Annotated in this window: 13 protein-coding genes; 5 read left to right on the plus strand and 8 right to left on the minus strand. The window is 73.5% G+C overall.

Annotation, left to right across the window (positions count from 1 at the left end; genetic code table 11):
- Nucleotides 1-1,622, plus strand: a 1,622-nt coding sequence (locus ACWGDE_RS24065) for a glycoside hydrolase family 3 protein (RefSeq protein ID WP_453391077.1), incomplete at its 5' end; no start/stop codon positions are given.
- Nucleotides 1,623-1,676: 54 nt separating this feature from the next.
- Here the strand turns inward: ACWGDE_RS24065 and ACWGDE_RS24070 are convergent.
- The 3 genes from ACWGDE_RS24070 to ACWGDE_RS24080 form a co-directional block, all read right to left on the minus strand.
- Nucleotides 1,677-3,128, minus strand: coding sequence for a S28 family serine protease (locus ACWGDE_RS24070; RefSeq protein ID WP_453391078.1), 1,452 nt, complete (start codon nt 3,126-3,128; stop codon nt 1,677-1,679).
- An 84-nt stretch (nt 3,129-3,212) separates the two neighbouring features.
- A complete protein-coding gene (locus ACWGDE_RS24075; protein ID WP_453391079.1) occupies nt 3,213-3,626 on the minus strand; it encodes a hypothetical protein in 414 nt (137 codons plus the stop codon).
- 86 nt (nt 3,627-3,712) lie between these two features.
- A complete protein-coding gene (locus ACWGDE_RS24080; RefSeq protein ID WP_453391080.1) occupies nt 3,713-5,302 on the minus strand; it encodes an aldehyde dehydrogenase family protein in 1,590 nt (529 codons plus the stop codon).
- 99 nt (nt 5,303-5,401) lie between these two features.
- Between ACWGDE_RS24080 and ACWGDE_RS24085 the strand changes: the two genes are divergently transcribed.
- Nucleotides 5,402-5,956 (plus strand): EF-hand domain-containing protein, encoded by a 555-nt coding sequence (locus tag ACWGDE_RS24085; protein WP_453391081.1) that lies wholly within the window; start codon nt 5,402-5,404, stop codon nt 5,954-5,956.
- A gap of 63 nt (nt 5,957-6,019) precedes the next feature.
- On the opposite strand, the gene ACWGDE_RS24090 is transcribed toward ACWGDE_RS24085, so the two are convergent.
- The 3 genes from ACWGDE_RS24090 to ACWGDE_RS24100 form a co-directional block, all read right to left on the minus strand.
- On the minus strand, nt 6,020-9,805 hold the full coding sequence (locus ACWGDE_RS24090) for an ABC transporter ATP-binding protein (protein WP_453391082.1): 3,786 nt from the start codon (nt 9,803-9,805) through the stop codon (nt 6,020-6,022).
- Nucleotides 9,806-9,955: 150 nt separating this feature from the next.
- The gene (locus ACWGDE_RS24095; RefSeq protein WP_453391083.1) at nt 9,956-10,090 is read right to left on the minus strand and encodes a hypothetical protein; all 135 of its coding nucleotides are present in this window, start codon (nt 10,088-10,090) and stop codon (nt 9,956-9,958) included.
- A gap of 9 nt (nt 10,091-10,099) precedes the next feature.
- Nucleotides 10,100-10,864 (minus strand): GntR family transcriptional regulator, encoded by a 765-nt coding sequence (locus ACWGDE_RS24100; RefSeq protein ID WP_453391084.1) that lies wholly within the window; start codon nt 10,862-10,864, stop codon nt 10,100-10,102.
- A 162-nt stretch (nt 10,865-11,026) separates the two neighbouring features.
- On the opposite strand from ACWGDE_RS24100, the gene ACWGDE_RS24105 reads away from it, so the two are divergent.
- Nucleotides 11,027-11,443 carry an ATP-binding protein gene (locus ACWGDE_RS24105; protein WP_453391085.1) on the plus strand — a complete coding sequence of 139 codons (417 nt, stop codon included), beginning with the start codon at nt 11,027-11,029 and terminating at the stop codon, nt 11,441-11,443.
- Between the two features lie 68 nt (nt 11,444-11,511).
- Nucleotides 11,512-11,898 (plus strand): hypothetical protein, encoded by a 387-nt coding sequence (locus tag ACWGDE_RS24110; RefSeq protein ID WP_453391086.1) that lies wholly within the window; start codon nt 11,512-11,514, stop codon nt 11,896-11,898.
- A gap of 16 nt (nt 11,899-11,914) precedes the next feature.
- Here the strand turns inward: ACWGDE_RS24110 and ACWGDE_RS24115 are convergent, their stop codons facing one another.
- Both ACWGDE_RS24115 and speB read right to left on the minus strand, forming a co-directional pair.
- A complete protein-coding gene (locus ACWGDE_RS24115; RefSeq protein ID WP_453391087.1) occupies nt 11,915-13,582 on the minus strand; it encodes a thiamine pyrophosphate-binding protein in 1,668 nt (555 codons plus the stop codon).
- A 49-nt stretch (nt 13,583-13,631) separates the two neighbouring features.
- Nucleotides 13,632-14,597 carry an agmatinase gene (gene speB, locus ACWGDE_RS24120; protein ID WP_453391088.1) on the minus strand — a complete coding sequence of 322 codons (966 nt, stop codon included), beginning with the start codon at nt 14,595-14,597 and terminating at the stop codon, nt 13,632-13,634.
- 126 nt (nt 14,598-14,723) lie between these two features.
- Here speB and ACWGDE_RS24125 point away from each other — a divergent pair, with 126 nt between their 5' ends.
- Nucleotides 14,724-16,310: a helix-turn-helix domain-containing protein gene (locus ACWGDE_RS24125; protein ID WP_453391089.1), complete on the plus strand. Its 1,587-nt coding sequence runs from the start codon at nt 14,724-14,726 to the stop codon at nt 16,308-16,310.
- The last annotated feature ends 306 nt before the right edge of the window (nt 16,311-16,616 follow it).

Below are 16,616 nucleotides of genomic sequence, written 5' to 3' on the forward strand. Positions count from 1 at the left end.
TGTCCCGGGCGTACGGGCATTCGGCGACCGATCCCGACCCGGAGGACGCCCGGCGCAATCAGGAGCTCTTCGGGGTGCGCACCCCCGCCGAGCTGGTCTCCCGCTACCACCTCGGCGGGATCGTCTACTTCGGCTGGGCGCACAACACCCGTGACCCGCACCAGATCGCCGCGCTGTCGGCCGGGCTCCAGAAGGCCGCCGCCGACTCCGGGGCTGGCGTCCCGCTGCTGCTCTCCATCGACCAGGAGCACGGCGCCGTGGCCCGCGTGGGCAAGCCCGCGACCCTGCTCCCGGGCGCGATGGCGCTGGGGGCCATGGCCCCCGACGGCGGCGCGGCGAGCGCCGAGGCCCGCCGGGCCGCGCGCCTCGCGGGCACCGAGCTGGCCGCGATGGGCATCCGGCACGACTACGCGCCGGTGGCCGACGTGAACGTGGACCCGGCCAACCCGGTCATCGGCGTACGGTCCTTCGGCTCCGACCCGCAGGCCGTGGCGGCCCTGGTCGCCGCCCAGGTCCGCGGCTACCAGGGCGCGGGCGTGGCCGCCACCGTGAAGCACTTCCCGGGCCACGGGGACACCGGTACCGACAGCCACGTCGGGCTGCCGCTGATGAAGCACACCCGCGCGCAGTGGGAGGAGCTGGACGAGCCGCCGTTCCGCGCGGCCGTGGAGGCCGGCGTGGACGTGGTGATGACGGCGCACATCGTCTTCCCCGCGCTCGACCCCTCGGGGGACCCGGCGACCCTCTCGCGGCCCATCGTCACCGGGATCCTGCGCGAACGCCTGGGCTTCCGCGGGGTGGTGGTCACCGACGCCCTCGACATGGCCGGGGTCCGCCAGAAGTACGGGGACGACCGGGTCCCGGTGCTGGCCCTAAAGGCGGGCTGCGACCAGCTGCTCAACCCGCCGGACCTCGGGCTCGCCCATCGCAGCGTGCTGGCGGCCGTGGAGGCGGGCGAGCTGACGCGGGCCCGGATCGAGGAGTCGGTGCTGCGCATCCTGGAACTCAAGGACCGCCGGGGGCTGTTCGACCAGGACCCGGCGCAGACCTCCGCCCCGGGCGACGCGGTGGACGCGGCCGTCGGCACCCCGGCGCACCTGGCCGCCGCCGACGAGATCGCGGGCCGGACCACGACCCTGCTGGCCAACCCGCGGAACCTGCTGCCGCTGGACCCGGCGGACCGGCCGAAGCTCCTGGTCACGGGGACCGACCCGGTCTCCCCCACGGGCACCACGGGCCCCCCTACGACGGTACTGGCCCGGGAGCTGTCCGCGCTGGGCTGCCGGGCCACGGCCCTGCCGCCCGCCCGCGCGGCGGCCGCCGCTCCCGGGAACGCGGCCGTGCTCGTGTGCACGTACAACGTCCCGGAGGGGGCGAGCCCGCAGCGGGACCTGGTCACGGAGCTGCTGGCCACCGGGGTTCCGGTGGTCCTCGTGGCGATCCGCAACCCGTACGACCCGGCCAGGCTGCCGCGGTGCGCGGCCGAACTGGCGACGTACACCTGGACGGACGTGGAGCTGCGGGCCGCGGCCCGGGTGATCACCGGGGCCCTGCGGCCCACCGGGCGCCTGCCGGTGCCGGTGCCGGGCCGCTACCCGCTGGGCCACGGGCTGACGTACTAGCCGGCGCTGCCGGCCCGCGTACGCCTCCCGTGGCCCCTCGGGCGTGGTGCGGTGCTACGGCCGCAGCATCGCCTCGCGCTCCAGCTCCACCTTGTCGAGCTGCGCGTCCGGCTGCGCCAGCGGTGCGGCGTTCGCCGGGCCCGCGAGCGCGGCGGCCGGAGCCACCCCGGCCCACTGCAGGATCTTCGAGGTGGCCAGCGCCTTCTCGCTCTCCTGGAGCTTGGCGACGTTGGCACCGTGGTTGGCGCCCGGCGCGATCATGACGTAGCTGTCGCGCGCCCCGTGGCCGAGGTGGAAGGGCTCGGCACCCCACGGGTCGTTCTGCCCGTAGACGAAGAGCATCTGGTTCGCGTTGTGCTTGACCCAGGTGTCCACGTCCCGCATGGCCCACGGCTGGAAGGTCATGGGGATGTCGCGGGGGACGAAGTTGCGCGGCGGCTGGTAGCCGTAGCGGCTCAGGTTGCCCAGGTGGGGCTGCTTGATGTCGGGCGAACCGAGCTGCGTGCCCGCCTGGTAGTAGTACGGCGTGTACGTCTGCAGGCCCTGGTCGGCGTAGGCCGAGAAGCCGGAGATCGCATCGACCGTGTCCCAGATCTCCTGGTCCGTCGCGGTGGCGGCGGCCGGGACGGTGGCGCAGTCGGCGAGCAGGCTGTACTGCCAGAAGGCCCACACGTAGTCGAGGACGACGGCCTCGTACGCCTTGTCGAGGTTGCCGACGGTGGTGAAGGTCCAGCCGTTCTCGGCGGCGGCGGCCGCGTACTTGGCCTCCAGCGGCTCGCGGCGCACGAGCGCCTCGCGCTGCACCCCGTTCAGCTTGTCCCGGCACTCCTTGGTGCCGACGTTCTCGAAGAACCGGTCGTAGGCCGAGTCCTCCTTGTTCACCACGTCGTTGGGGGCGACGTACGCGACGACGCCGTCCATGTCGCGCGGGTAGAAGCGCTCGAAGTAGGTGGCGGTCATGCCGCCCTTGCTGCCGCCCGTGGCGAGCCAGTTCTTCTTGTAGATCTTCTTCAGCGCGGTGAAGATCCGGTGCTGGTCACTGGCGGCCTGCCAGATGTCGAGCTTCGACCAGTTGGCCGGGTCGGGCCGCGAGGGAGTGAAGAATCGATACTCCAAGGACACCTGGTTGCCGTCGATTATGGTCGTCGGCTCGCTGCGGCGCGGGTTGGTGTTGACGTTGTAGCCGGAGGTGAAGAACACCGTGGGCCGGGAGACGTCCTTGTGCAGCAGGGTCAGGCGCTGCTTGAAGGTGCCCTTCCACGGCGCGCGGTGGTCGACCGGCTGCTCGTAGTTCAGTACGAAGAAGCGGTAGCCGGCGTACGGCTTCTCCTCGATCAGGCTCATCCCCGGGACAGCGAGGATCTGGTCCTTGATGTCCGTGGTGGCGGTGGCATCCGTGGCGGCGGCAGGCTCCGCGGCGGTGGCCGCTTGTGCCGTGGCGCCGGCCGCCCCCATGGTGCCGATGAGCACCACGAGCGACAGCAGCCATCCGAGCTTCTTGCGCATTCACCCTCCCCTTGAGTTCACTTCGGTCGCCGTGAACCTAGCGGGGGCAGCGCACGCCTGAACAGACCTAGTTGGGCCGGTCCGTCAGCACAGTATCCAGCCGGAATCGACGGATCCGGTCCCCACGCTCCCCTTTACATACACACAGCGGTTGATCGCGTGGACGGTGACGGGTCCGGCATAGCGGGTGAATTGCCCCGAATCGCGGACCGGATATCCACCGCGCGGCTGGATGCTCACCGCCATCGGGCGGCGCCGCCCGGGGTCACGGGCGACCGCCACCGCACAGGCCTGGTCGCGGGTCTTGTACACCCGCACCTCGCCCGTCGAGAACGGCAGCGTCACCTCCAGCCGCCCCGCGCACCCGCCGGTCGCCGCGTGCGCCGGCTGCGCCACGAGCAGCGCGCCGGCGACCGTCCACAGCGTCGCCGTGACCACACCGAGGCGGGCGACCAAGCGGCCGCGCCCCGTCCGCGCCTTCAACACCCTGTCCCCCATCGGTCGTACGTACAACGTGCGTACGCACGTACGACGCCCGGCTCCCTCGAAAGGTTGCGGCGGACAAGGAATTCAGCCCTCCGCACTCATTCGACGCCCGCCGCGTGGTCGAAGACCGACTCCCGGGGCCGGACCAGGGTGGCCACGGCGATCGACTGGAGGCGGGTGGTGCGCACGGCGGGATGGTTGGCCTCGCCGAAGATCCCGCCCGTCGCGCCCGTGCCGCCGTTGTACGGGACCACCGGCAGGCAGCCGATGTGCGAGTCGTTGACCTTCAGCATGCCGCCGTTGACCACCTCCCCGCAGAACCGCTCCACGACCTCCTCGTCCCGCGACCACAGGGAGTTGCGCAGTCCGTAGCGGTTGGCGTTGAGGAAGCCGATGGCCTCCTCCAGCCGGGCCGGCGCCTCGGGCACGACCACGCACAGCAGCGGGAAGAAGGTCTCCTCGCGGAAGGCGCGCAGCCGGCCGGCCGCCTCCAGCCCCTCCACCCGGACGACCGCCGGGCGGATGAACGGCCCTGCCGCATCCGGTACGTCGTCCACGTCCACGAACTCGCCGCCGCACAGGAGCTCCCCGCCGGCCGCCAGCACCTCGTCGAGGAACTCGCCGAACTCCGCCCGCTTGACCACCGGGCTCAGCACCGTGTCCGGATCCTCCGGCGGCCCGGGCCGGATCTCCCGCACCCGCTCCACCAGATCCTTCAGCAGGCGCTCGGCCACCTCCGGGTGGACGATCGCGAACTTGGGGGTCATGCAGATCTGACCCGAGCCGTAGTACCGCTCGCACAGGGCCCGCGCGGCGAGCTCGGTCTCGGCGTCGTGCCACACCAGGACCCCGTCGTTGCCGGACAGTTCGAGTACGGGCTTCTTCCCCGCGGCCACGCACTCCCGCTCCAGCTTGAGGCCCTGCTCGGAGCCGCCGAAGAAGACGAGGTCGTCGCAGTCGGGGCTGTCCAGCCACTGGCGCACCACGGCGCGGGCGTGCGTGGAGAGCACGCTCAGGGTGCCGGGCGGGGCGCCGAGGCGCTCCAGGGCCGGGGCCACGATCTCCCGGTAGACGAAGCCGACGCCCAGCGGGGCGGTGGGCGGCGCGTTGACGACCAGGCTGTTGCCCGCGGCGAGCACCAGTGCCCCGTAGAAGGAGTTGGAGGTCGGGGCGTTGCGCGGCGGGCTCAGGCACACCACCCCGTCCGGCTTGCGCACCATGCGGACCGAGCGGCCCGCCGAGGTCCGCTCGGGCTCGCGCAGCCGCGCGGCGAAGTCGGCGACGGAGTCCGGGTGGAACGAGGCGGCCACCGAGTCCAGCTCCCAGGCGGCCAGCCGCCGGGGGTGGCCCTCGGCGATCAGCAGGTCGGTCAGCTCGTCCCGCCGCTCGGCCACGGCCCGGCGTACCGCGTGCAGCAGCTCCAGCCGGCCGGCGAGCGGGATCCTCGCCCACTCCGGCTGGGCGGCGCGGGCACCTGCCAGGGCGCGGAGCCCCTGCTCGGGGGTGGACATGGCGACGCGGCCGGCGAGCAGCCGGTCGTCGTACGGGAGGTCCTCGCCCCGTTCCAGCCGGGCCTTGAGGCCGAGCACCTCGAAGGGCTCGCGCAGGAGTTGACCCACCCGGGGCCAGTAGACCCAACGGGTGCCGGGCTCCGCGACGCCGTTGACCCATACCTCGTAAGAGTGCATCCACAACTTCCTAGCGGGATAACGGGAGTTCACGATCAAGGAGGAGATTACGCTAGGTGAACGCGAGACCCCGCACCGTAGCCGTGAAAGGCAACTGAAATGACGAACGACCTGCTCGACCGCAAGCTGGACCGCGCCTTCACGCACCTGGACGTCAACGCGGACCAGGTGATCGACGAGCACGACATCATCGGGCTCGGCTCCCGCCTGCTGTCCGCGCTCGGCGAGCCGGCCACCTCGCCCAAGGCGACCGAAGTGATGGGCGGGCTCGTCGACTTCTGGCAGGAGCTCTTCACCGAGCTGGACATCGACCGGGACGGCAAGGTCACGCCCGAGGAGTACAAGCAGGGCATGACGCGCCTGTACTCGGGCGGCGGCGCGGCGTACGACAAGTCGTTCCGGCCGATGGTCCGGGCGATGCTCCTGGTCGTCGACACCGACGGCGACGGGCGGGTCAGCCCCGAGGAGTTCCACAAGGCCCAGCTGGCCTTCGACACGAAGCTCGGCCGCGAGGACGCGGACGCGCTCTTCGCCCGCATCGACAAGAACCACGACGGGTTCCTGTCCGTGGACGAACTCCTCGACGCCGTACGCGAGTACTACACCGGGGACGACGAGGACGCCCCCGGGAACCTGCTCTTCGGCGAGCTCTGAGCACGGCCGGCCGGACCGGGCCCCGAGTGCCGCCCCCGCGGGCGGCGCTCGGGGCCCGCGTCGTCAGGCCGCCGCGTGCTCGTCCTCGCCGACGAAGGTCCGCCACAGCCGCGCGTAGCGGCCGCCCCGGGCCAGCAGTTCGGCGTGGGTGCCGTCCTCCGCCACCCGGCCGCGGTCCATGACCACGACCCGGTCGGCGCGCGCGGCGGTCGTCAGGCGGTGCGCCACGACCAGGGTGGTGCGCTTGCCCGCGAGCCGGTCGGTGGCCTGGTTGACCAGGGCCTCGGTGGCCAGGTCGAGGGCGGCGGTGGCCTCGTCGAGCAGCAGTACGTCGGGGTCGACGAGCTCGGCGCGGGCCAGCGCGATCAGCTGGCGCTGGCCGGCCGAGAGGTTGCGGCCGCGTTCGGTGACGGTGTGCAGGTAGCCGCCGTCGAGGGTGGCGATCATGTCGTGGGCGCCGACCGCGTGCGCGGCGGCCTCCACCTCCGCGTCGCTCGCCTCAGGGCGCCCGTAGGCGATGGCGTCGCGGACCGTGCCCGGGAAGAGGTACGGCTCCTGGGGGACGACCCCCAGCCGGTGCCGGTAGCCCGTCAGGTCCAGCTCGCGCAGGTCCACCCCGTCGGCGGTGACCCGGCCGGACGTCGGATCGTAGAACCGGGCCACCATCTTGACCAGCGTGGACTTGCCCGCCCCGGTCTCGCCGACGAAGGCGACGGTCTGCCCGGCGGGGATGCGCAGGCTGATTCCGGCCAGTGCCTGTTCCTTCTCGCCGCGCTCCTCGGCGGTGCCGTAGGAGAAGTGGACCCCCTCGAAGGCGATCTCGCCGCGCAGCTCCGGGACCTCCCGGGGTGCGGCGGCGCGGGGGGTGCTGGTCGGCTCGCGCAGCAGGCCCTGGATCCGGCCGAGGGAGACGGTGGCCTGCTGGTAGCCGTCGAAGACCTGGGAGAGCTGCTGGACCGGGGCGAAGAACAGGTCGATGTAGAGCAGGTACGCGACCAGCGCGCCGGTGGTGAGCGTGGCGGCCTCCACCCGGCCCGCGCCGACGATCAGCACGGCGGCCGCGGCTCCGGAGGACAGCAGCTGCACGAACGGGAAGTAGACCGATATCAGCCACTGGCCGCGGACCCGGGCCTCGCGGTAGGAGTCGCTGCGCTCGGCGAAGCGGGCGGCCCCGGAGTGCTGCCGGCGGAAGGCCTGGACGATGCGCAGCCCGGCCACCGACTCCTGGAGGTCGGCGTTGACCAGGCCGACCCGGTCGCGGGCGAGCTCGTACGCGGCGACCGACTTGCGGCGGAAGACGATCGTGCCGAGCACCAGCACGGGGAGGGTGGCGAAGACGATCAGCGCCAGCTCCACGTCGAGGACGAGCAGGGCGACCAGGATGCCGAGGAAGGTGAAGACGGAGACGACGGCGGTGACGAGCCCGGTCTGCAGGAAGCTGGACAGGGCGTCCACGTCCGTGGTCATCCGGGTCATGATCTTGCCGGTGAGCTCGCGCTCGTAGAAGTCGAGGCCGAGGCGCTGGAGCTGGGCGAAGATCTTGACGCGCAGCGCGTAGAGCACGCGCTCGCCGGTGCGTCCGGTCATCCGGGTCTCGGCGAACTGCGCGGCCCACTGGGCGACGACGACGGCCAGCGCGAGGCCGGCGGCCACCCAGACGGCGCCGAGGGCGGCCGCTTCCACGCCCTTGTCGATGCCGTGCCGGATCAGGATCGGCAGGAGCAGCCCGGACCCCGCGTCGGCGGCGACCAGGCCGAGGGATATCGCGAGCGGCGCCCAGAACCCGCGGAGCAGGCGGCGCAGGTTGTAGCTGTCCTCGGCGGACGCGGCACGGGTCTCGTCCACGTCGGGGGTGTCGTGGGCGGGCGGCAGCGCGGCCACCTGCGCGAGCAGCTCGGGGGTGGCGGGCATGCCGGCGGGGGCGGTGTTCTTCTCGTCCGCCTCCTCCTGGCGGCGCCACAGCTCCGGGGTGATCCCGCCGGCCACGCGGCGCTTGGCGTTGACGGGCTCGGAGTCGATCTCCGCCTCGAGCTCGATGTCCCGCTCGATGTCCCGCTCGAACTCCTCCATCGGCGGGGCGTCGGGGGTCTGCGGGGAGGCGGCGCCGAGCGCGTCCGGGTCGGTCAGCAGCCGCCGGTACAGGGCGGAGCGGCGCTCCAGCTCCTCGTGCGTACCGATGTCGGAGAGCCGCCCGCGGTCCAGTACGGCGATCCGGTCGGCGAGCGCGAGCGTGGAGCGGCGGTGCGCGATGAGCAGGGTGGTGCGGCCCGCCATGACGGTGCGCAGCGCCTCGTGGATCTCGTGCTCGACGCGGGCGTCGACGGCGGAGGTGGCGTCGTCGAGGAGCAGCAGGCGGGGGTCGGTGAGGATGGCGCGGGCGAGCGCGATGCGCTGGCGCTGGCCGCCGGAGAGGGTCAGGCCCTGCTCGCCGACCTTGGTGTCGTAGCCGGCGGGGAGGGCCAGGATGAACCCTTCGGCCTGGGCGGCGCGGGCGGCCGCCTCGACCTGGGCGTCGGTGGCGCCGGGGTGCCCGTAGGCGATGTTGGAGCGGATGGTGTCGGAGAAGAGGAACGAGTCCTCGGGCACCAGGCCGATCGCGCCGCGCAGCGAGTCGTAGGTCAGCTCGCGCACGTCGTGGCCGCCGACGCGGACCGTGCCGTGGTCGGCGTCGTAGAAGCGGGGCAGGAGCAGCGAGACCGTGGACTTGCCGCTGCCGGAGGAGCCCACGAGGGCGACGGTCTCGCCCTCGTCGATGCGGAGCGAGAATCCGTCGAGGACCGGCCGCTCGGGGTCGTACCCGAACCGGACGTCCTCGAACGCGACGGTGGCGGGCGCGTCGGCGGGAAGCTCGGTGGTCCCCTCCGTGATCAGGGGCTCGGTGTCGATGAGCTCGACGACCCGCTCCACGCCGGCGCGGGCCTGCTGGGCGACGGTGAGCACCATGGCGAGCATGCGGACCGGCCCGACGAGCTGGGCGAGGTAGGTCGAGAAGGCGACGAAGGTACCGAGGGTCACCTGCCCCTTGGTGGCCATCCACCCGCCGAGGGCCAGCATGGCGACCTGCCCGAGGGCGGGTACGGCCTGCAGGGCGGGGGTGTAGCGGGAGTTCAGCCGGATGCCGCGCATCCGCCCCGCGAAGAGCCGGCGGCCCGCGTCGCGGAGCTTGCCGGTCTCCTGCTCCTCCTGGCCGAAGCCCTTGACGACGCGGACGCCGGTGACGGCCCCGTCGACGACGGTGGCCACGGCGGCGGCCTGGCTCTGGGCGTACCAGGTGGCGGGGAAGAGCTTCTTGCGGCTGCGCTTGGCTATGAACCAGAGGGCGGGGGCCATGAGCAGCGCGACCAGGGTCAGCAGCGGGGAGAGCCACAGCATGATCCCGAGGGATATCCCGAAGAGCAGGAAGTTCCCGATGGTCATGGGCAGCATGAAGAGCAGCCCTTGGATCAGCTGCAGGTCGCTCGTGGCCCGCCCGACGACCTGCCCGGTGGACAGCTCGTCCTGCCGGCGGCCGTCCAGCCGGGAGATGGTGTCGTACATGTCGGTGCGCAGGTCGTGCTGCACGTCGAGGGCGAGGCGGCCGCCGTAGTACCGGCGTATGTAGGTGAGCACGTACACGAGCACGGCCGCGCCTATGAGCATCCCGGCCCAGGGCCCCATGGGCTTGCTCTTGTCACCGATGACGTCGTCGATGATCACCTTGGTGACGAGCGGCACGACCGCCATGACGGCCATGCCGCCGAGCGAGGAGCCGAGCGCGAGCAGCACGTTGACCTTGTAGCGCCAGGTGTAGGCGGCCAGCCGCCTGCCCCACCCCTGTTTTTCCCCAGCCGCTGTCTCTGCCGCCGCCACGTGAGGCCTCCCCGTTCGTCCTGTCCTGCCGGAAGCCCCAACGCTCCGACCGGCGGATTTCATCCCGCCGCAACAATCGAACAGGTTTACCCGCTGCTGAGCGAGGCGGCCTGGACCATCCGTGGAGACGGGCACCAGGGCGCATCGAACTCAGCGGCGGTAGGCGGCCTTGTCCAGCAGGAGGTCGAAGTCGCCGCGCTCGCCCATCGCCACGAGCCCGTCCAGGGCCCGCAGCCTCTGGAGCCGCTGCTCGGCCTCGGCCGTGACCTCGTCGTCGCTTTCCACGTGCGCCTCCTACGGGGCGTCGAACTCGTACTCCAGGACATAGGCGGAGGCGTCGAGGACCATTTCGTTGACCTCGACGACGCTCCGGTCGCCGGCGTAGGCCGTACGTACGACCAGGACGACGGGCGTCCCGGCGGCCAGCCCCAGGCTCGCGGTCTCCTCCGCGTTGGGCATTCGCGAGCGGACCTCCTCCCGGAAGCGCGCCGGGCCCCGGCCGAGCTCGGCGAGTCGGGCGTAGATCCCGCCGGGCCCGGTGTCCGGCTCGGTGATGGGCGTACCCGCCACGAGCGCGGCGTCGAGGTACGAGGTCGCGAGCATGACGGGCTTCCCGTCGAGCAGGAACCTACGGCGCCGGACGCAGACCGACGAGCCTTCAGGGAGCCCGAGCACGCCGGCGACGGCCTCGGGGGACGGCTCCTCAGTGACCCCGATGAGCTCGACCTCGGGGTCACGTCCCTTGCCCTCTGCGGCCCAGATGGACCCTCCGGCACCCCACACCTCGACGGCCAGCCGCTGGATGCCGCGCCGCCGGATACCGACCCGGAACTCGCGCACGAAGACCCCGGCGCCCTTGCGCGCCTCGGCCAGCCCTTCGCCCTGCAGGACGCCGAGCGCCTGCCGGGCGGTCATCCGGGCGACGCCGTACGTGGCCATGAGGTCGCTCTCACCCGGCAGCCGGTCGCCGGGCCCGTACTCGCCGGAGGCGATGGCGTCCTTCAACGCGGCGGCGATGCGCAGGTACTTGGGCTGCCGTACGGCACCGTCACTCGGCATGCGGTCCTCCCCGATCATCTCCCGACAGCCTAGGGGCGCATCGGAACGGCAGATGCCGTCTGCCCGTGCAACACGCGCCAGCATCGGACATATCTAGATACCCCTTGACCGTCACCTCGCAGGCCGATTCACTATCCACAGGTATCTAGATAGGTGAGGCTCATGACATCGCCCTGCGCCGACGAGAACTTCTGGATCGTGCCCCGCGGCCCCCGCGCCCCCAGCCGGGCCCGCGCACGGCTACGCGAACAACTAGCCGAGTGGGGAGTCGGCCCGGAACCCGCCGAGACGGCGGAGCTGCTGCTCTCCGAGCTGGTCACCAACGCCGTACGGCACGCTCGCGCACCCCACGGCCGGGACATCGGGGTCCGGCTCGCGCGGTACGGCGGGGTGCTGCGCGTGGAGGTGACCGACGCGGGGCCGGCCGTCACCCTCGCTCCCCACGCCGCCGCGGAGTGGGACGAGTGGGGGCGCGGGCTCGCCATCGTGGCCGCGCTCGCCGCCCGCTGGGGGCAGTGCCCCCGGCGGAACGGGATCGGGAAGGCCGTCTGGGCCGAGGTGGCGGCCGGGGACGGCTGATCCCGGTTGCCCTGGCCGCCCCCTCCCGGCGATCCTGTGCGCTCGGCATCCAGGAGGGGGCGGGGCACGTGGGGCTGATTCTCTACCCGGACGACGGGGACACCAACAGTCCGGACGCGAGCTGGTCCTGCGTTCGCTTCGGCGCGTTCAGGCGGCGCCTGGCCCGTTCCGAGGGGTTCGAGCTCGACGGGATGTGGGGCTTCGGCGGCGATCGGCCGTGGACCGAGGTATCGACCGTGCTGGAACCGCTCCTCGACCATCCCGACGTCTGCGGCGACGACATCCCGCCCGCCGACTGCGCAGCGATGCTCCCCCGGCTGGAGGCGATCACCGGGGAGTGGGTCCGGGACGGCAACGACGACGCACCCCTCCACCAACACGTCGAGGACGCCCGCCGACTCGCCGTCGTCCTACGGCTGTGCGCCGAGAAGGACGTAGCGATGATCTTCGGTTGAAGCCCTCCACGAGCCCTCACATGTGCGTCGGGGCGAACATCTTGAGGGTGGTCGGGAGGACCAGGACCGCGGGGCCCGGTTCCGCCAGGGACTTCTTCAGGTCCTCGCGGAGGGTTTCCGGGGTGGTCGTGGTCGCCGGGATGCCGAAGGACTCGGCCAGGGCCGCGAAGTCGGGGCGGGTCAGGGACGTGCCCGTCTCGCAGCCGTACTCGCGCAGGATGCCGTAGCCGCCGTCGTCCACGATCAGCCAGGTGACGTCGAGGTCGTGCTGCTTCGCCGTGGCCAGGTCCGCGATCGAGTACATCGCGCCGCCGTCGCCGGAGACCGCGAGGACCGGGGTGCCCGGTTCAGCCACGCACGCGCCGAGGGCCGCCGGGAAGGCGTAGCCGAGGCCGCCCGCGCCTTGCGCCGAGTGCATGGTGTTGGGGTGCTTGGGGTCGAAGGCCGACCAGGCCCAGTAGGACAGGATCGTCATGTCCCAGAAGGACGGGGAGCGTGCCGGGAGGGCTGCCCGGATCGAGGTCAGGAGCTGCTGCTCCAGGGCCACGTCCTGGGTGGCGAGGCGGGCCGCGATGTCCGCGAGCAGCAGGCGGACCCGCTCCGGGGCCGAGGGGTCCTCGCGCTCCGCGACCGTTTCGAGGAGCGCTTGCAGGGCGAGGCGGGCGTCCGCGTGGATGCCCAGGCCCGCGTGGTTGGACTCCAGCTTCCCGAGGTCCGCCTCGATCTGGACGACCCGGCCCTCCGGGAAGAACGTGTGGTAGTTCGAGGAGAGTTCCCCGAGGCCCGAGCCGACGACCAGCAGGACGTCCGCGTCCTCCAGGAAGTCCGTCATGTGGCGGTCCTCCAGCCAGGACTGGAGGGAGAGCGGGTGGTTCCAGGGGAACGCTCCCTTGCCGCCGAAGGTGGTGACCACCGGCGCGTTCAGCCGCTCCGCCAGCTGCTTCAGCTTGCCCGCCGCGTCCGAGCGGATGACCCCGCCGCCCGCGATGATCACCGGGCGTTCGGCGTTCTCCAGCCAGTGCGCGGCCAGCGCCGTGAGCTCCGGGCGCGGGGCCAGCTCGTGCGGGGTCGCGTCCGTGCCCGTGACCTGGGGGACGATCGTTTCCGCGCGCAGCACGTCCTCCGGGATCTCCACCCACACCGGACCGTGCGGGGCCGTCAGCGCCGACTCCCAGGCCTCGGCGATCACGGACGGGATCTGCGAGGGCGTACGGGCGACGTGGACGGACTTGACCACGTCCCGGAACGAGGCCGACTGGTCCCGCAGTTCGTGCAGGTGCCCGCGCCGGCCGCCGCCCAGGCCCGGGGTCGGGACCTGCGAGGAGATCGCCAGGACGGGGGCCGAGGCCGCGGCGGCCTCCGCCAGCGCCGGGAGCGCCATCAGCGCGCCCGGGCCGGTGGACAGCAGCAGCGGGACGGCCTCGCCGGTCATCCGGCCGTACGCGTCGGCGGCGAAGCCCGCGTTGTTCTCCGTACGCAGCCCGATGAGGCGCAGGTCGGAGCGGCCGACGGCGTCGAAGAGGCCGAGCGCGTGCTGGCCCGGCAGCCCGAAGACGGTGGTCGCGCCGAGCGAGCGCATCGTCTCCACGACCAGGTCCCCGCCCGTACGGCCCGGCGGCGGCGCGAGCGCTGCCGCCTTCTGGGCTTCGGTGGGGCGGAGTACCAGGTCGTGGTCGTGCGTCACGCGCTTACGTGCCCTTCTTGCTGCGCCTTCGCCGCCGCGACGAGGCCTCTCAGCCCTGTCGGGAGGCGGCGATCTGGCGGCTCATGATCGTGGTGAGCTCGTACGCGGTGTGCGAGGCCGCGACCGAGGTGATCTCGGCGTGATCGTACGCCGGGGCGACCTCGACCACGTCGGCGGAAACGAGGTTGCAGGAGGACAGGCCCCGGATGATCTCCAGGAGCTCGCGGGAGGTCATGCCGCCCGCCTCCGGCGTGCCGGTGCCGGGCGCGTGCGCCGGGTCCAGGACGTCGATGTCGATCGAGATGTACAGCGGACGGTCGCCGATGCGCTGGCGCAGCTGGTCCGCGACCTCGTCGGCGCCGCGCCGGTAGACGTCGGCCGAGGTGACGATGCCGAAGCCCATCTTGGCGTCGTCGTCCAGGTCCTGCTTGCCGTACAGCGGGCCGCGCGTGCCGACGTGGGACAGCGCCTCGGTGTCGAGGATGCCCTCCTCCACGGCGCGGCGGAACGGCGTGCCGTGCGTGTACTCGGCACCGAAGTACGTGTCCCAGGTGTCCAGGTGGGCGTCGAAGTGGAGCAGGGCCACCGGGCCGTGCTTCTTGGCGACCGAGCGGAGGAGGGGGAGCGCGATGGTGTGGTCGCCGCCGAGGGTCATCAGGCGGGAGCCGTTGCCGATCAGCTCGTCGGCCGCGGCCTCGATCGTGTCGACGGCCTCGTTGATGTTGAACGGGTTCGCGGCGATGTCGCCGGCGTCGGCGACCTGCGCGAGGGCGAACGGGGAGGCGTCCTGGGCCGGGTTGTACGGGCGCAGCAGGCGCGAGGCCTCGCGGATGGCGTTGCCGCCGAAGCGGGCGCCGGGGCGGTAGGAGACACCGGAGTCGAAGGGCACGCCCACGACGGCCACGTCCGCCTTGCCGCCGACCTCGTCCAGGCGGGGCAGCCGGGCGAAGGTCGCGGGGCCCGCGTAGCGCGGGATGCGGGAGGAGTCGACGGGGCCGCGCGGCTGCGTGCTCATGAGGGGTGCCCTTCTGGAGGTACTGCGGGTTCCTGCTGGTGCGGTCCTTCGAGCGTAAACGGACACCGGGAAGGCGCGAAGTGTACGTTTCATCCATCCAGCTCCCCTGATGTGTACGGAGTATCCATGGAAGCCCCTCCCACTCCGCCGGTCCCGCTCGGCCGGCTGCTGGCCGACCAGGAGCTGGGACTGCGCCATCTGGCCGGGCCCGCCGAGGCCGAGGTGCACGGAGTCCACGCCTCCGAGATGGCGGACCCGACGCCGTACCTGCTGGGCGGCGAGCTGCTGCTGACGGCGGGCGCGGGCCTGGTGGGGGCGGAGCCGGGCGGGGGCCTGGCGGCCGGACCCGGCGGCGGCCCGGCGGACGGCGCGACCGCCGGGACGGTCGACGGGACGGCGGGCGGGACGGCGGGCGGGACGGACGCCGGGGAGTACGTCGCCCGGCTGGTCCGGGCCGGAACCGCGGCCGTCGGGTTCGGGGTGACCCCCGTGCACGAGACCGTGCCGCGCTCCCTCGTCGAGGCCTGCGACCGGTACGGGCTGCCCCTGGTGGAGGTGCCGCCCGGGACCCCTTTCACGGCGGTCGGCCGCAGCGTCTGGCGGTTGATGGCGCAGGCCCGGACGGCCGAGCTGCGCCGGGTCACCGAGGCCCAGCAGTCCCTGGCGGCGGCGGCCGCCCGCCCGGACCCGGTCCCGGCGGTCCTGCGCCGGCTCGCGGCGGCCCTGGGCGGCTGGGCGGGGCTGCTCCCGACCGACCCGGCCCAGGACGCGGGCGCCCCCGAAGCCGCGGCCGGGTCGACACCGGCCGCCACACCCGGGGCCGGTCCGACGCCCACCGCGTCGGCGCCCGGGGGCTCCGGCCGGGTCGGGGTTTTCGCCGGGCCGGTGCCGGGGCCCGAGGTGCTGGACGCGCTCGCGACGCTCGCGCCGCGCGTGGGGCCGGGTGGCGCGGCCACCGCCACCGCCGCGCACGGGGAGCTCCGCCTCGCCGTGCACGCCCTCGGCGACGGCCGGGCCCTCGCGCTGGCCACGCCTTCGCGGGCCCCCGGGGACCACACCGTCGCCTCGGTGGCGGCCGTACTGCTGACCCTGCTCACCGCCCGACGCCCGGCCGGGGCACAGGCGGCGGCCCTGACCGGGCTGCTGCTCGGCGGGGAGCCGGGCGAGGCGCTGGGTCCCGGGCCCTGGTACGCCGTCCACGCCCGGGGGGCCGGTGATCCGCAGGCCCTGGCGGCCGCGCTGGGCACCGTACTGCTGGACCCGCGCGAGGACCCCGTACGCCTGCTCACCGACCGGGAACCCGCACCGCAGCCCGGCTGGCGGCTGGGGGTGAGCGCCCCGGCCTCGCCCGGGGGCCTGCCCGGCGCCGACGCGCAGGCCGGGCGGGCCCTGGAGCGCGCCGAGGCGGCCCGGACCCCGCTGGCCCGGCACACGGACCCCGGCTTCGCGGGCCTGGTCGGCGAGGCCGAGGCCCGCGCCCACGCCGAGGCCCTGCTCGGTCCCCTCTCCCCCGCCCTGCGGGACACCCTGCGCGCCTGGCTGGCCCACCACGGCAGCTGGGACCGCACGGCCGCGGCGCTCGGCGTCCACCGCAACACCGTCCGGCAGCGGATCGCGCGGACCGCCGGCCTGCTGGGGGTCGACCTGGACGACCCGGACACCCGGATGGAGCTGTGGTTCGCGCTGCGGCACGCCGGGGTGCCCGGGGGCTGACCCGGCGTCACGCTCCGGCCCACCGGATCGCCCGGGGGCCGACCCGGCGTCACGCTCCGGCCCACCGGATCGCCCGGGGCCGACCCGGGGAGCAGCCCCCGGCCGGACCGTCTCGCCCGGGGGCGCGGGGTTCCGGGGCTCGGCCCGCCGGGGGTGGCACGCGGGGGGGCGCCGCGGGGGCTCGCGGCCGGGCTTCGCCGCTGCGCGGGCGAAGTCCCCTACCCGCCCTTCCACCGTCCCCAGGGCTCCGCCCTGACCCAGGGGACCCGGGCTGCGCCCGAGCTCCTGGGGCTCCGCCCCAGACCC

The sequence above is a fragment of the Streptomyces sp. NPDC054956 genome (genome assembly GCF_053609185.1).

Bases quoted from the DNA above. Each gene is read 5' to 3' on its own strand.
- ACWGDE_RS24070 (WP_453391078.1), bottom strand. From the start codon at position 3,128: ATGCGCAAGAAGCTCGGATGGCTGCTGTCGCTCGTGGTGCTCATCGGC.
- ACWGDE_RS24075 (WP_453391079.1), bottom strand. From the start codon at position 3,626: ATGGGGGACAGGGTGTTGAAGGCGCGGACGGGGCGCGGCCGCTTGGTC.
- ACWGDE_RS24080 (WP_453391080.1), bottom strand. From the start codon at position 5,302: ATGCACTCTTACGAGGTATGGGTCAACGGCGTCGCGGAGCCCGGCACC.
- ACWGDE_RS24085 (WP_453391081.1), top strand. From the start codon at position 5,402: ATGACGAACGACCTGCTCGACCGCAAGCTGGACCGCGCCTTCACGCAC.
- ACWGDE_RS24100 (WP_453391084.1), bottom strand. From the start codon at position 10,864: ATGCCGAGTGACGGTGCCGTACGGCAGCCCAAGTACCTGCGCATCGCC.
- ACWGDE_RS24105 (WP_453391085.1), top strand. From the start codon at position 11,027: ATGACATCGCCCTGCGCCGACGAGAACTTCTGGATCGTGCCCCGCGGC.
- speB (WP_453391088.1), bottom strand. From the start codon at position 14,597: ATGAGCACGCAGCCGCGCGGCCCCGTCGACTCCTCCCGCATCCCGCGC.
- ACWGDE_RS24125 (WP_453391089.1), top strand. From the start codon at position 14,724: ATGGAAGCCCCTCCCACTCCGCCGGTCCCGCTCGGCCGGCTGCTGGCC.